This window comes from Streptomyces sp. NRRL B-3229 (genome assembly GCF_000719505.1).
In the GTDB taxonomy this organism is placed as follows: Bacteria; Actinomycetota; Actinomycetes; order Streptomycetales; family Streptomycetaceae; genus Streptomyces; species Streptomyces griseorubiginosus.
Genome location: NZ_JOGP01000005.1, coordinates 20,370 through 34,513, shown reverse-complemented (window position 1 = coordinate 34,513; position 14,144 = coordinate 20,370). Strand labels below are relative to the sequence as shown.

Annotated in this window: 12 protein-coding genes; 7 read left to right on the top strand and 5 right to left on the bottom strand. The window is 70.8% G+C overall.

Going from position 1 to position 14,144, the window contains the following annotated elements:
• Positions 1–11: 11 nt before the first annotated feature.
• A complete protein-coding gene (locus IF54_RS0108710; RefSeq protein ID WP_030316230.1) occupies positions 12–917 on the bottom strand; it encodes an RNA polymerase sigma-70 factor in 906 nt (301 codons plus the stop codon).
• A gap of 30 nt (positions 918–947) precedes the next feature.
• Complete coding sequence (locus IF54_RS0108705; protein WP_030316224.1) at positions 948–2,141, bottom strand: NAD(P)/FAD-dependent oxidoreductase; 1,194 nt, start codon at positions 2,139–2,141, stop codon at positions 948–950.
• A gap of 186 nt (positions 2,142–2,327) precedes the next feature.
• Here IF54_RS0108705 and IF54_RS0108700 point away from each other — a divergent pair, with 186 nt between their 5' ends.
• Complete coding sequence (locus IF54_RS0108700; RefSeq protein WP_030316222.1) at positions 2,328–3,140, top strand: PhzF family phenazine biosynthesis protein; 813 nt, start codon at positions 2,328–2,330, stop codon at positions 3,138–3,140.
• Between the two features lie 85 nt (positions 3,141–3,225).
• On the opposite strand, the gene IF54_RS0108695 is transcribed toward IF54_RS0108700, so the two are convergent.
• On the bottom strand, positions 3,226–4,026 hold the full coding sequence (locus tag IF54_RS0108695) for a CPBP family intramembrane glutamic endopeptidase (protein WP_030316220.1): 801 nt from the start codon (positions 4,024–4,026) through the stop codon (positions 3,226–3,228).
• A gap of 187 nt (positions 4,027–4,213) precedes the next feature.
• Between IF54_RS0108695 and IF54_RS0108690 the strand changes: the two genes are divergently transcribed.
• The 3 genes from IF54_RS0108690 to IF54_RS0108680 all read left to right on the top strand — a co-directional run bounded on the left by IF54_RS0108690 (position 4,214) and on the right by IF54_RS0108680 (position 8,410).
• The gene (locus IF54_RS0108690; RefSeq protein WP_030316219.1) at positions 4,214–5,998 is read left to right on the top strand and encodes a substrate-binding and VWA domain-containing protein; all 1,785 of its coding nucleotides are present in this window, start codon (positions 4,214–4,216) and stop codon (positions 5,996–5,998) included.
• A gap of 205 nt (positions 5,999–6,203) precedes the next feature.
• Entirely contained in the window at positions 6,204–6,773 is a 570-nt protein-coding gene (locus IF54_RS0108685) for a VanZ family protein (RefSeq protein WP_030316217.1), read from the top strand.
• 47 nt (positions 6,774–6,820) lie between these two features.
• The gene (locus IF54_RS0108680; RefSeq protein ID WP_234438942.1) at positions 6,821–8,410 is read left to right on the top strand and encodes a hypothetical protein; all 1,590 of its coding nucleotides are present in this window, start codon (positions 6,821–6,823) and stop codon (positions 8,408–8,410) included.
• A gap of 79 nt (positions 8,411–8,489) precedes the next feature.
• Here IF54_RS0108680 and IF54_RS0108675 read toward each other — a convergent pair whose 3' ends face one another.
• Positions 8,490–10,007: a glutamate-cysteine ligase family protein gene (locus IF54_RS0108675; protein ID WP_030316213.1), complete on the bottom strand. Its 1,518-nt coding sequence runs from the start codon at positions 10,005–10,007 to the stop codon at positions 8,490–8,492.
• 525 nt (positions 10,008–10,532) lie between these two features.
• Between IF54_RS0108675 and IF54_RS0108670 the strand changes: the two genes are divergently transcribed.
• The 3 genes from IF54_RS0108670 (at position 10,533) to IF54_RS0108660 (ending at position 12,962) form a co-directional block, all read left to right on the top strand.
• Entirely contained in the window at positions 10,533–11,099 is a 567-nt protein-coding gene (locus IF54_RS0108670) for a hypothetical protein (RefSeq protein ID WP_030316211.1), read from the top strand.
• A 370-nt stretch (positions 11,100–11,469) separates the two neighbouring features.
• Positions 11,470–11,667 carry a DUF5999 family protein gene (locus tag IF54_RS0108665; RefSeq protein ID WP_020140274.1) on the top strand — a complete coding sequence of 66 codons (198 nt, stop codon included), beginning with the start codon at positions 11,470–11,472 and terminating at the stop codon, positions 11,665–11,667.
• Between the two features lie 257 nt (positions 11,668–11,924).
• Positions 11,925–12,962 (top strand): LacI family DNA-binding transcriptional regulator, encoded by a 1,038-nt coding sequence (locus IF54_RS0108660; protein ID WP_030316209.1) that lies wholly within the window; start codon positions 11,925–11,927, stop codon positions 12,960–12,962.
• Between the two features lie 124 nt (positions 12,963–13,086).
• Here the strand turns inward: IF54_RS0108660 and IF54_RS0108655 are convergent, their stop codons facing one another.
• Positions 13,087–14,133 carry an endo-1,4-beta-xylanase gene (locus IF54_RS0108655; RefSeq protein ID WP_030316207.1) on the bottom strand — a complete coding sequence of 349 codons (1,047 nt, stop codon included), beginning with the start codon at positions 14,131–14,133 and terminating at the stop codon, positions 13,087–13,089.
• Between the last annotated feature and the right edge of the window lie 11 nt (positions 14,134–14,144).

Sequence of the window (14,144 nt, the reverse complement as noted above, 5' to 3'; positions counted from 1 at the left end):
GGGGCTCACGATCAGCCGACCCCCGGCTCCCCCGGCTCCAACGTCAACCGCGTCTGCGCCCCCACCCGCGTCAGCTTCTCCGGGTTCCGGACGTAGTACATGCCGCTGATCCGCCCGTCCTCGACCTGCACCGCGAGGACGCCGTCCATCTCGCCGTTGACGTGGAGCACGAGCGCCGGGCTGCCGTTGACCACGGTCGGCTCGGAGGTGAAGGAGACGGCGAACTTGGCGATGCCGCCGAAGATGAAGCGGGCGACCTTGTCGGCGGTGACGACCGGCCGCATCGCCGCCTGCTTGATACCGCCGCCGTCGCTGACCAGGACGACATCGGGCGCGAGCACATCGAGCAGTCCTTGCAGGTCCCCGGTCTCCAGCGCGAGCCGGAACGACTCCACCGCGGCCCGGGTCTCACTCGCGGAGGCCGTTCTCCGGGGGCGGCGCGCGTCGACGTGCCGACGGGCGCGGTGCGCGATCTGGCGCACCGCGTCGGGGCTCTTCTCCACGGCGGCCGCGATCTCGTCGTAGTCCACGTCGAAGACCTCACGCAGCACGAACACCGCGCGCTCCGTCGGTGACAAGGTCTCCAGGACGCACATCAACGCCATCGACAGACTCTCGGACAGCTCGACGTCCTCGGCCACGTCCGGCGCCGTGATCAGCGGCTCGGGCAGCCACTGGCCGACGTAGGCCTCCTTGCGGCGCGTCATGCTCCGCAGCCGGTTGAGGGCCTGCCGGGTGGTGATGCGGACCAGGTAGGCGCGCGGGTCCTGCACCCGCTCCAGGTCCACCTTGACCCAGCGCATCCAGGTCTCCTGGAGGACGTCCTCCGCGTCGGCCGCCGATCCGAGCATCTCGTAGGCGACGGTGAAGAGCAGGTTGCGGTGGGCGACGAACGTGTCGGTGGCGTGATCAGTCATGTTCCGGTCCCTCCCCCGATCCCGAGCGGATCAGGCCATCTGTTCGACGGTGGTCGTGGTCTCCGCGCGCCGGGCGTCGAGCTGCGCCTGTCGCGCGGGGCCGCCCGAGACCTTGTGCAGCCGGTACGAACCGGGCTTGCCGGCCTCGCCCGCGAGGTGCTTGATGATGCCCTGGCACACGAACTCCTTCACGCGTGCGCCGGGACGACCGCCGATGTGGAACCCCACCGCGACGTCGGAGCGGCGGGCGAACTGGAAGATCCCGGCACCCCGGCCGAGGCTGATGCACTGACCGGCGAACGCCTCGTTGAGGGACTCAGGCACCTCCTGCTCGATCCGGCTGAGGACGGTGTCGGCGGCGCGGGCGCCCAGCGGGATCGCGGCCTGGCAGCTCATGCGCAGGGGCAGGTCCGAGGGCGCCGCGGAGTCACCGGCCGCCACGATGCGCTCGTCGTCCACGCTGGTCAGGGTCTCGTCGGTGAGCAGTCGGCCCAGTGCGTCAGTGGTCAGGCCACTGCGCACGGCCAGGTCTGGCACGCCGAATCCGACGGTCCAGACGGTCAGCGCGCTGGGGAGCGTACGGCCGTCGGAGAGCCGTACGGCATCGCCGGTCACGGCCGTCACACGCACGCCCTCCACCACCGTCACGCCGAGCCCGGCGAGTCGGCCCGCGACCGAGCGCCGGCCCTTGCGGTGCAGGTACGGGCCGAGCACGCCGCCGCAGACCAGCGTCACGGCGTGGCCCTGCTCCGCCAGTTCGGCGGCGGTCTCGATGCCGGTCGGCCCGGCACCGACGATCGTCACCGGGGCCGCGGCGGAGACGGCCTCGACGAGGGGCCGCAGCCGCTCGGCGTCCTCCAGGGTGGCGATCGGGTGGGCGAACTCGGCCGCTCCCGGCACGCTCGGGTCGGCGCTGCCGCTGCCCACCGCGTAGACCAGGTAGTCGTAGCCGAGCGAGCCGCCGCTCGCGAGCGCCACTTCGCGCCTGTCGGCGTCGATCCGCGACACCGTGTCGACGACCAGCCGGACGCCCTCGGCGAGGACCTTCCGGTACTCGACGACGGCGGGGTGCGTGCCGCCCACCAGCTGGTGCAGCCGGATCCGCTCGACGAAGTCCGGGCGCGGGTTGATCAGGGTCACCGACACGTCGTCGCGCCGGGTCAGCCGGTTGGCCGCCATGACGCCCGCGTAGCCGCCACCGATCACGAGGACCTCGGTGTTCATGGTGTCTCCTTGGTTTCGGTTGCGTCCCCCTCGAGGCCGTCCCTCAAGGGGTTCGGCCACAAGACACCGGGCGGCGGACCACCGTGACAGGATGTGGCCCAGATCACTTCTCACGTCGGGAAAGTCGGTCCAGCCGCACCGGATTGGCCTTTTCCTCCAGGCCAATCCGCCCCCTACTGTCGGCCCATGCGTATCCGAATCGTCGACGCCTTCACCGACCGCCCTTTCGCCGGCAACCCGGCCGGCGTCGTGCTCCTGGACGACGCCTTCCCGGACGACGACCGGCTCCAGAACATCGCCCTGGAGGTCAACCACGCGGAGACGGCCTTCGCCCACCGGCTCCCCGGGGGTGGCGAGGCCGACTGGGCGCTGCGTTGGTTCACGCCCGCCACCGAGGTGGCCATGTGCGGCCACGCGACCCTCGCCACGGCCCACGTCCTGCACACCACCGGAGCCCACACGGGCCCGGTGCGGTTCGCCACCCGCAGCGGGGTCCTCGTCGCCACGCCGGCCGAGGACGGCTCGATCACCCTGGACTTCCCGACGGCTCCGCTCACCCCGGTGGCGACCCCCGCGGGGGTCGCCGAAGCGCTGGGCGCCGAACCGCTCACGGCGTTCGACACCGGCCCGAACATCGGCGACCTGCTGCTCGAACTCGGCGACGAGAAGACGGTCCGCGCCCTGCACCCCGACATCAAGGCACTGGCCGCGTACTCGGCGCGCGGCATCATCGCCACCGCGCGCGCCGAGAACCCGGAGCTGGGCTACGACTTCGTCTCCCGTTGCTTCTTCCCGAACGTCGGCATCGACGAGGACCCGGTCACCGGCAGCGCCCACACCGCCCTGGCCCCCTACTGGTCGCAGCGCCTCGGCCGTACGACACTCACGGGACTCCAGGCCTCACCCCGCTCCGGCCGGGTGCGCACCCGTCTGCGCGGCGAGCGCACCCTGCTGACGGGTCGCGCGGTCACGGTCATCGAGGGCGAGCTGCTCGCATGAAGGGCGGGAGCCAGCCGCCCAGTCGACGCGCTGCTTGAGTGAACGTGGGGAGCGAGCTGCCCAGTTGAAGGGCTGCTCGCCCGAGTCAGGCCGTAGGCAGCCAGCCCACCTTCCCCGCGAGCAGCGCGTACCCCACGAAAGCCCCGATGTCGAGCAGGGAATGCGCCACCACCAGGGGCCCCACCCGCCCCCAGCGCCGGTACAGGTAGACGAACACCACGCCCATCACCATGTTGCCGATGAACCCGCCGACGCCCTGGTACAGGTGGTAGCTGCCCCGCAGCACGGAACTGGCCACCAGCGCCGTCCCCGGGGTCCAGCCCAGCTGCCCGAGCCGGCGCAGCAGGTAGCCGACCACGATCACCTCTTCGAGGATCGCGTTCTGCATCGCCGAGAGGATCAGCACCGGGTACTTCCACCAGACGTCGGGAAGCGCCTCGGGCACCACCGTGAGGTTGAAGCCGAGCCCGCGCGCGGCCAGGTAGAAGGCGATCCCGGTACTGCCGATCACGGCCGCGATCCCGGCCCCGCGCACGAGGTCGAACCGCGGCCGGGTGCGGTCGAAGCCCAGGGTCCTGAGGCTCTCGCCCTCCCGCAGCAGAAGGTGCGCGACCAGGAGGACGGGCACGAGGGCCGACGCGATCCCGAAGAGCTGCCAGGCGAGATCCAGCCAGGGACGGCCGGGCGCGGCCGAGGCGTTGAGGGTCGCCGCCTGGTCCTTGAGTCCCCCCGGTTTGGTGACCGATCCGACAAAACTGATCAGCGCGGACACACCGCTCGCACCGAGCGAAAGCCCCAGAACGAGCAGCGTCTCGTCACGGAAGAACTTCCGCGAGAGCGCCCGCTGCGGAAAAGAATCGGCCACTGCCCCTTCCTCCGCCTGCACACCTGCCTCCAGTTGAGTAATCCAGCCTCATCCCCACCACCGCCCCGCTAGGGTCCTTCGAAAGAAGTGACGAAGATCGTGCGCCAGGCCGTCGGGGGGACGGACGCCGTACGGGGTTCACCGCCCCTGTCCTGCCATACACGGCCGTGCCGGTACGGAGAGAGCGACAGGGGAGGGCACCACCGTCATGGGACGTCACAGCTTGCCCGATCAGTATGAGGCGGGCGGCAGCGACCCCCGTCCACGCTCACGCCGCCGGACCGTGGGCATCACGACGGCGCTCGCCCTGGCCGTCGCCGGCGGTACGGCCGCCGCCGTCCAGGGCGGTCTGCTCTCCTTCGGCTCCTCCTGCCGGGACGATGCGGTACGGCTGGAGGTCGCCGCCTCCCCCGACGTGGCCCCGGCCCTGCGAGCCGCCGCAGAGCGGGCCCACGACGAGAACCTCACCTCGGACGGCCGCTGCGTCGACATCGCGGTGACCGCGCGCGAGTCGTACAAGGTCCGGGACACCCTCGCGGCCGGAAAGGACCCGGGCGCCCAGGTGTGGGTGCCGGACTCGGACGTGTGGGTGGAGCAGATCGACGCGGACGGCGGCGCGACGGAGGTGGCACGGGTCGGCAACGTGGCCTCCAGCCCGGTCGGGGTGGCGATGGTGCCGGCCGCCGCGCGGTCGCTGGGCTGGCCGAAGAAGACGTACGGCTGGCTCGAGCTGGCCGGTGCCACGCTGAAGGACGACTCCCTCAGGCTGGGCGCCGCCGATCCCGCGCGCAGTGCGACCGGGCTGCTCGCCCTCACCCGGCTCAGTGACGCGGCCGGGCAGGTCAAGGGCGGGGAGACCCAGGCAGCGGGGATGATGAAGGCGCTCTCGCAGCGCATCTCGGACAGCGACGGCCAGGTGGTGGAGACGCTTCCCCGGGGCGCCTCCGGCACCGAGCAGGGCAACCCGAGGCGCAACCAGGCGCTGGTCCTGTCCGAACAGGCGGCGTTCGCGCACAACTCCTCGACGGACTCGGGGGACGGCCTCGACTTCTTCTACCCGAAGGACGGTTCACCCCGGCTGGACTACCCGTACGCGCTCGTCGACGAGACCCGGCTGAGCACGGACGAGAGCCGCGCGGCGATCCGGTTCATGACGTATCTGCGCAGGCCCGAGCAGCAACAGCTGCTGACGGAACAGGGGTTCAGGACGTCCGACGACCAGGTTTCGTCCTCCCTGGTCGCGAAGGCCGGCGGGAAGGTGCCGCAGCCCTATACGGCGGCAGCGGTCGAGCCCGCCTCGGCGGCGGCCCTCCAGCAGGCGCTCGGCACCTGGACGATCACTGTGCAGAGCGCGCGGATCACGACGGTGGTGGACGCGTCCGCGTCCATGTCGGAGACGGTTCCGGGCACCGGCCGTTCCCGGATGGACGTCACCAAGGAGTCCCTCCTCCAGGCCCTTTCGACCTTCACCCAGGAGGACGAGATCGGCCTGTGGGAGTTCTCCACCAAGCTCGACGGCGACAAGGACTACAAGGTCCTGGTGCCGACACAGCGGCTGGGCGGCAGCGGGGGCGGGAGCGGCGCCGGCACCCAACGCGAGCGCCTGTCGGCGGCGTTCGGCGGGCTGAAGCCGGTGCCGGGCGGGGCGACGGGGCTGTACGACACCACGCTCGCCGCGTACCGGTCGGCGACCTCCTCCTACGCCCGGGGCAAGTTCAACGCGCTGGTGGTCCTGACCGACGGCGTCAACCAGGACCCGGGCAGCATCTCGCGCGCGAAGTTGATCTCCGAACTCGAAAGGCTCTCCGTCCCTCAGCGCCCCGTCCCCCTCATCGTCATCGCGGTCGGCCCCGACTCCGACCGGGCCGAGGCCCAGCAGCTGGCCGGCGCCACCCGCGGCTCGGGCCAACAGGTCAACGACCCGTCCCAGATCCACACGGTCATCCTGAAGGCGATCGTGGCGGCGGGAGCCCAGAGCAGCGGCACGAGCTGATCGTCGCCCTCGACCGCCGACCGATACGCCACCGGACCGATACGGTCCACCGCCCACCCGTCCGATACGCCACCGACCCGTCCCCTACGCCGTCGCCCTGTCCACCGCCCACCCGTCCGATACGCCACCGACCCGTCCGATACGCCCCCGATACGTCCCGCCGGTGAGACTCCTGAGGACAACCGGACGGAAGCTGGGGGAACAGGTGCGGCTCGAAGGATGGCACGGCTGGGTCGGTACGTTCACCGGGGTGGTGCTCCTCACGGTGGCCGCGCTGCCGGTGGCGGCGCTGACGGCGTGGGCTCTGGCCCGTCGGCGCAGGCTCCCCGGCGCCGGGGCGGCCGGCGCGTGGCGCAGGTCGGTCGCCGAGGTCGGCATCGTCTACGGGACCGTGCCGCCGGTCTGGCTGATCCTGCTCCCGGGCGACGAGGGCCGGGCGGTCGTGAACCTGGTGCCGCTGCGGGACCTGCTCACGATGGACGCGGGCCAGATCGTCGGCAACCTCCTGGTGTTCGCGGCGCTGGGTTCCCTCGGCCCGCTGCGGTTCACGGCCCTGGCATCGCTGCGGCGGGTTCTCGCGCTCGGGGCCGGTTGCTCGATCCTGGTCGAGACGGCGCAGTACGTCCTGCACCTGGACCGGGTGTCGTCCGTGGACGACGTCCTGCTCAACACCGCCGGTGCCGGACTGGCCGCACTGGCGTCCCGCCGCTGGTGGCCCGCCGGCAACGGCGTGACGCCTGCGGGAGAGAAGGAACGCACCCCGTCCGTCAACTGACGGCCCCTCGGATGCAACCTTCGAGTCAACTGGCGTGTCCATGTAGCGTGCTGACGATATCCAGATCTTGGCGGACAGCGGCCGCTGCCGCTTTCGCGACGGCCGCCCTCGCGGTCGTGACCCCGGCCGCGCACGCCGCCGGAACGACGCTCGTCCTGGACACCCAGGAGAACTACTACCTGCCGACCGCGGGTGAGGGACCCAACCTGAACCTCGCCGTCACCGCCTCGGGCGGGGACGCCCATGACGTGTCGGTCGCGGTCGACGCCTCCTCCCTCGCCGGTAAGGCGACGATGGTGGTCACGGGGGACTGCGAGAGCACCGGTTCCCTCAAGGTGACGTGCTCGGTGGGCGCGCTGTCGGGCAAGGAGTCGATCGACCCGTTCTTCCTGAAGCCCACGGCGGCCGCCAGGGCGGGCGACACCGGCGCGATCACCTACACCGCCACCGCCTCCGACGCCCCCACCGTGACCGGGAGGACGGACGTCCTGGTCGGCGGTCCGAAGCTCGTCGCCCGGCCCTACCCGGCGCTGAAGGACATCGCGCCCGACGCCGTCTTCGAGCGCACCCCGGCCTTCGCCAACACCGGGACCGCCCCCGCCGACAAGGGCGTCATGCTGCTGGTGCAGGACTCCGAGGGCGTCAAGCTCGCCCGCGACCACTCCAACTGCCACTACGCGGACCGGCCCGACGCCGGGGCCTGGTGCCGTTTCGACACCTCGGTCGCGCCCGGCTCGGCCTACGAGACGAACGCTCCGCTGCGCTACACCGCCGCCACGGAGACGATGTACGGCTACAACACCTACGTCGTGTGGCCGGTCGGCGGCACCGCGCCCGACTCCTTCGACCCGGCCGACTTTCCCAAGGCCGGCACCGGTGCCCCGCTCGGCCTGAAGTCCGTCGCCCCCGGCTCCGGCTTCACCGGCTCCGGGTACGGCACCTTCGCCACCTCCCAGCACGCCGATTACCAGGCGATCGGTGACACCGTCGAGGGCAAGGTCGGCGACACGGTGAGCATCACCGTGGGTGTGCGCAACGCCGGGCCGGGCCTGATGAACTTCCGCTGGATGGACGCCGACGACTCCGGCACCTTCGTGGTGACCCCGCCCGCCGGCACCACCATCACCGGTGCCCCCGGCCCCGACGAGCAGGGCGACCCCGGGCCGCAGTGGAACTGCACCCCGCGCAAGGCCGGCGCGAAGAGCTACACCTGCGCCATCGCCAGTACGGAGTTCGGGCCGGGCGACTCGGTGACCCAGGAGTTCACGGTGCGGATCGACCGGGTCGTCCCCGGCGCGCAGGGCAGCGTCAAGGCCGTGGAGAATCCCGACTACCCCAACCGTGACGACGACACGGCGAACGACACCGCGGTGATCGCGGTGCAGGCCGACGGCTCGCCGAGCCCGTCGCCCAGCACCTCCGCGTCGCCGTCCGGCACCCCGTCCCCGTCGGCCACGGCGAGCCCCACGGGCTCCGGGGCGGGCACCGGGAGCGGCGGCACGACGACCGGCGGCGGACTCGCCGCCACTGGCACGGACGGCGTCCTGCTGCGCACGGGCATCGCCGCGCTGCTGGTGGCGGGCGGCGCGCTGGTCTTCCTCACGGCCCGGAGGATGCGGCAGCACAGCCACCGCTGACCAGCGGTAGGTCAGCCAGGGCGGTGTTCTCGCGCGGTGCATCCGCGCGGGAACACCGCCCCGGCTGCATCTGGCCCCGTCACCCCAAGGGCACCGGCTCCGGCAACCCCACCGGCCAGGTGTGCACCGGCTCGCCCTGGTGCATCAGCTCCCTGTACCGCCGGGTGGTGGCGGCGAGCGCCGCGTCCCGTGACACTCCCGCCTCCAGCGCCCGGTGGAAGGTCGCCGCCTGCCAGGACGCCCCGTTGGTCCGGCGCCGGCACCGCTCCTCGATCACCCCGAGATACAGGTCCCGGTCGGCGGGCTCGATGCCCCATCCGGCCAGCCCCTGCTCGGCCAGCGGCAGCAGTTCGTCGCGTACGAGGCTCACCGCGTCGACCGCGACCGTGCCGCCGTGCCGCCCGCGCCGGGGCCAGATCATCCGCGCGTCGATCCCGTACCGGCAGGCCGCGTCGAAGTTGGCCTCGGCCGCCTCGAACGGCAGCCGGGTCCACACCGGCCGCGATTCCTCGGCGAGGGCGCGGACGAGGCCGTAGTAGAAGACCGCGTTGGCGATGACGTCGGTGACGGTGGGCCCGGCCGGCAGCACCCGGTTCTCCACGCGCAGGTGCGGGACTCCGTCGGCAATGTCGTAGACCGGTCGGTTCCAGCGGTACACCGTGCCGTTGTGCAGGACGAGTTCGGCGAGCGAGGGCACCCCGCCCTCGTCGAGGACCTCCAGCGGTTCCTCCTCGTCGCAGATCGGCAGCAGCGCCGGGAAGTAGCGCAGGTTCTCCTCGAACAGGTCGTACGCCGAGGAGATCCATCGCTCCCCGAACCAGGTCCGCGGCCGTACCCCCTGGACCTGGAGCTCCGGCGGACGTGTGTCCGTGGACTGCTGGAAGAGCGGCGGCCGGGACTCGCGCCACAGCTCGCGCCCGAACAGGAAGGGCGAGTTGGCGCCCACGGCTATCTGCACCCCGGCCACCGCCTGCGCGGCGTTCCACACGTCGGCGAACCGGCCCGGGGTGACCTGGAGGTGCAGCTGCACCGAGGTGCAGGCGGCCTCCGGGACGATGGACTTCGAGGTGCAGGTGAGGCGTTCCACGCCGTCGATGTCGAGGAGGAAGTCCTCACCGCGCGCGGCCACGATCTGGTCGTTGAGCAGGGTGTAGCGGTCGACGTCGGAAAGGTTCGAGGAGACCAGGTCGTCCCGGTCGAGGGTCGGCAGAATGCCGATCATCACGATTCCCGCATCGAGCTCGCCGGCTTTGCGGTCGGCGTACGCCAGCGAGGTGCGGATTTCCTCCGCGAGCCGGTCGAATACGCGCCCGCCCAACTCGTGTGGGGCTATGTTGACTTCCAGATTGAACATGGCGAGTTCTGTTTGGAAATCTCGGCTCGCGATGCGTTCGAGGACCTCCCCGTTCAGCATTCTCGGCATGCCGTCGGAACCGACCAGATTCAATTCGATCTCCAGGCCCATGAGATTCCTGGGGCGATCGAACCGCTGCTCCGCCAGGAGCCGCTCCAGCCCCGTCAGACACCTGCGGAGCTTGTCGCGGTAGTTCTGGCGATCGGACAGGTCGAACCGGCCTGCCACGACCTTCTCCCCCATCGGGAGTCCCTCCTCGATACGTCATCGGTCAGGTGAGAGGATGCCCAGCCGGAACGATCGGTAACGTCCCCGCACCGGCCCCGATGCCGCTACCCTGTTGGATGTGTCCGGTGGCACATTCACTCGGCATGAAGCGTTCAGCAGTTTCGAGTTCCCTGAAGAACTCGTGAGAAACGCCGACGAGAATTGGCCGACCAGTTCGGGAACATTCCCCGAGGTCACCGCCGTGAAGCGGGCGCGGTATCGGGATGATTCCCGCGTATCGCCGACCGATTGGGCCCTTGCCCCGCGCGAAGGAAACGGCTAGACGAAACACCGTGTGAACATTTGTCGTATAAACTCCGCGAACAAGGCAGAGGGTTGGCACCCGCGGTCCTGGATCCTGCCGTCAGGTGACGTACGGCAATCCTCATCCGCCCCCGCGTCACCGGACCCCGGCCCCCGCCTCTCTGACCCCGTGAGCTGACAGCGCCGTCCGCCCCCGCCCTCGCGCCATCGTGCCTGTCGAATGAGAGGCGACCCACCATGCCGCTGCATGTACCCCCGGCTCCCGCGCCCGCACTCCGTTCCGTCCTCACCGCCCTCGCCTCGCCCACCGCCGTCCGAGAGGCCCGGACCCCTTCCCTGCTGCGCGCCCAGGGACCCGTCACACCCGAGCTGCCCCTACCCGTGCACGTACTGGACGGCACCGCCACCCGACTGACCGGGTGGCGGTTCCTGATCCGCTGCGGCGAGCGCTCGGTGGCGGCGGCGGAGACCAGGCTGACCGCGGACGGCTGGACGTTCTCGCACTTCTTCGAGGGCCCCTACCTGGCGTCCACCGAGCACGCCCTGCGTCAGGCGGAGGTGATGCAGCAGCCGTACCAGCCGCGACTGCTGTCGATCCCGGCCCTGTACATGCTCGCGCTGTGGTTGCACGGCGACTGCGCGGCGGACGCCGCCACCGGCACCCCCGCCGCCACCGACCTGCTCGTCCCGCTCGCCCCGGCCCCGCCGGGCATCGCCGCCCACCGTCCGCACCGGGCCGCCGAACTCCTGCCGCTGCTGACCCATCGGCTGACTCCGGCACCCCTGCTGAGCTCACCGGCCTGAAGAACCACCCGAGACCCCTCGTACCCCGCCCCGAATTCCGGATGGCGGGGTACGTCGGCGTTTCGGACGCCACCGACGCGGTCGACGAGCGGCCGACGGAAATCACGATGCTCGTACGAGCACGGAATTGCTCGAAAGAGCCGAATACGATGCTGAATCCAAGGGGACTAGCCCTATCCGGCCCCCTCGAACCACCCGAAGTGACAGTGCAGTTCAGATGAACCGCCCGGCCGGGTGACGCGTCTCCAATCTGTGAAGAAGTGGTGATGCGAAATACCTGCGGATTGACGCCCGTAGGGCAACACTGGGTTCCGACTGAGTAATCACGACGGGGGACGTCATGACCACAACACAGCGAAAGATCCCACCCATGTGCCAGCACCAGCCGCCGTGTCCCACCGCCGACTCCGCCGACCGGGAGTCCGCCCGCCTCGTGGCGCACCACCCGGAACAGGGCTGGAGCCTGCTGTGCAACGGCGTCCTGCTCTTCGAGGACACCGGTGAGCTCCTGCCCGACGGCCGGGTCATCGCCCCGCACCGCCCGCTCGCGGGGGCCACGGCGGCCTGAGCACTGCCCGGCGGCCACGGCCTGGCCGCCGTACCGCCCGGAGACCTTGAGGGGCCGGCTCGCAGCGACCGCCTGCGCACCGGCCCCGACGCATATCGGAGGGCGATCACTTACCGTGACGCCTTGTATATGGACCCACTTTTCCGGAAGACTCCTGGAAGTTTCGGAGCTCGGAAGCTTTCGGCACGCGGGTGCTTTCAGCACGCGGACGCTTTCGGAACTCGAACCCTTTCGGGCTACGACGCGGAGGTGGGCAGATGAGAACAGGCGAGGCCGGTGCCGAGCCCCGGGGCAGAGTCACCATCACGGAGATCGCCCGGCAGGCCGGAGTCTCGGTGCCGACGGTGTCCCGGGTGGTCAACGGCCGCTCTGACGTCTCCCCACGGACCCGCGCCCGGGTCGAGGAACTCCTCCAGCAGTACGGCTACCGCAGGCGCCCGGCGGCCCCCGGCACCCGTGCCGCCCTGCTCGACCTGGTCTTCCACGACCTCGACAGCCCCTGGGCCGTGGAGATCATCCGGGGTGTCGAGGAGGTCGCCCAGGCGGAGGGCGTCGGCACCGTGGTCTCCGCGATCCACGGCCGTTCCGGCGCGGCCCGTGACTGGATGCGCAACCTCCGCGCCCGCGCCTCCGACGGGGTCATTCTGGTCACCTCGGCGCTGGACACCGTCCTCCACGACGAACTGCGCGCCCTCGGCGTCCCTTTGGTGGTCGTCGACCCGACGGGCTCACCCGCACTGGAGGCCCCGACCATCGGCGCCGCGAACTGGTCGGGGGGCCTGGCGGCCACGGAGCACCTGCTGTCGCTGGGCCACCGCAGGATCGGCCTGATCGCGGGCCCGCCCCGACTGCTGTGCTCCCGGGCCCGCTTCGACGGCTACCGGGCCGCACTGGAGGGCGCCGGGCTCCCCCTCGACGAGTCACTGGTGGTGCCGGGCGACTTCCACCCGGAGTCCGGCTTCGCCGGCTGTCAGAAGCTCCTCGACCTCCCCGAGCCGCCGACGGCGATCTTCGCGGCCAGCGACCAGATGGCCCTGGGCGCGATCGAGGCCCTGCGACGACGCGGCCTCAGGGTGCCGGAGGACATGAGCCTGGTCGGCTTCGACGACCTCCCGGAAGTCCGCTGGTCCGCACCCCCGCTCACCACCATCCGCCAACCTCTCTCGGAGATGGGCAAGTTGGCCGTCCGCACCATCCTCAAACTGACCCGCAACGAACCCCCGGACAGCCCCCGCGTAGAACTGGGCACAGAACTGATGCTCCGATCCAGCACGGCCCCTCCTGCGGCCCCCTGACGGACGCCCCAGCACTCGAACCCAGCACGCCCACCACCCCGAGAAGAGCCACAGCACAGGTCCGGTCAGCGCCCCCCGAAGGTGCCCCGACCGGACCCGCCCCGGACCCGTACGCGTCCGCCTCCTACTTCAGCGCCCCCCTGATCGCGAAGTACGCCGGCTTCGGCTGGAACTGCTCGTCCCACGGCAGTGCCGCGCCCTCGCCCTCGAAGAAGGCCGGTATCCAGCTGTACTTGTCGGTCCAGTCCCACACCGTGATGCCGACGCACCGCCGCACGGCGAGACACGCGTCGGTCACGTCGGCGTACCACTCGGCCTGTTGGGCCAGCTTCTCCTCCGTGGCCGGCAGGATCATCCGGATGTCGACCTCGGTGAGCGCGGTGTCGAGGCCGAGTTTGGAGAAGCGGCGGAGGTTGTCCTCCAGGGTGGTTGGATAGCCGTACTGGAGCGCCAGGTGCGCCTGGAGCCCGATCCCGTCGAGCGGAACGCCCTGTGCCTTCAGCTCCTTGGCCAGGTTGTAGTAGGCGTCGCTCTTCGCCCCGACCGCCTCGATGTTGTAGTCGTTGAGGTACAGCTTGACCTTCGGGTCGGCCTGCCGGGCCCACCGCAGCGCGTCCGCGATGTAACCCGGACCGAGCGTCTTGTAGAAGACGGTCTCCCGGTACGTACCGTCCTCGTTGAAGGCCTCGTTGACGACGTCCCAGGCGAACACCTTGCCCCGGTAGTGCCGTACCTCGGTCTGGATGTGCTTCTTCAGTACGGCCCTCAGCTCACCCGCCGTCCACGCGCGCGAGGTGACCCAGTCGGGCAACTGGCTGTGCCAGACGAGGGTGTGCCCGCGCACCTTCTGGTGATGGGCCCGCGCCAGGTTCACGATCTCGTCGCCCGCGGAGAAGTCGAACACGCCCTGCGAGGGCTCGGTGGCGTACCACTTCATGCCGTTGCCCGGCGTGATCTGGTTGAACTCACTGCCGAGGATCTTCTTGTACGGCTCGTCCACGAGCTCGGGATTGTCGGTGGCGCTGCCGAAGTACCGGCCGTGCCGCTGGGCGAGGTCGGCGAGCGTGGCCGGCTTGCCATGGGCCTGGGCCTGCGCGGCGGGCGCGCCGAGCCCGGTGACGACCAGGGCCGCGGCCAGCACTCCGGCGAGTCTGAGACGGTTCTTGCGCATGGTGCGACTCC

Coding starts and splice junctions, on each gene's coding strand:
- IF54_RS0108710 (WP_030316230.1), bottom strand. CDS start 917: ATGACTGATCACGCCACCGACACGTTCGTCGCCCACCGCAACCTGCTC.
- IF54_RS0108690 (WP_030316219.1), top strand. CDS start 4,214: ATGGGACGTCACAGCTTGCCCGATCAGTATGAGGCGGGCGGCAGCGAC.
- IF54_RS0108705 (WP_030316224.1), bottom strand. CDS start 2,141: ATGAACACCGAGGTCCTCGTGATCGGTGGCGGCTACGCGGGCGTCATG.
- IF54_RS0108675 (WP_030316213.1), bottom strand. CDS start 10,007: ATGGGGGAGAAGGTCGTGGCAGGCCGGTTCGACCTGTCCGATCGCCAG.
- IF54_RS0108700 (WP_030316222.1), top strand. CDS start 2,328: ATGCGTATCCGAATCGTCGACGCCTTCACCGACCGCCCTTTCGCCGGC.
- IF54_RS0108655 (WP_030316207.1), bottom strand. CDS start 14,133: ATGCGCAAGAACCGTCTCAGACTCGCCGGAGTGCTGGCCGCGGCCCTG.
- IF54_RS0108660 (WP_030316209.1), top strand. CDS start 11,925: ATGAGAACAGGCGAGGCCGGTGCCGAGCCCCGGGGCAGAGTCACCATC.
- IF54_RS0108670 (WP_030316211.1), top strand. CDS start 10,533: ATGCCGCTGCATGTACCCCCGGCTCCCGCGCCCGCACTCCGTTCCGTC.
- IF54_RS0108665 (WP_020140274.1), top strand. CDS start 11,470: ATGTGCCAGCACCAGCCGCCGTGTCCCACCGCCGACTCCGCCGACCGG.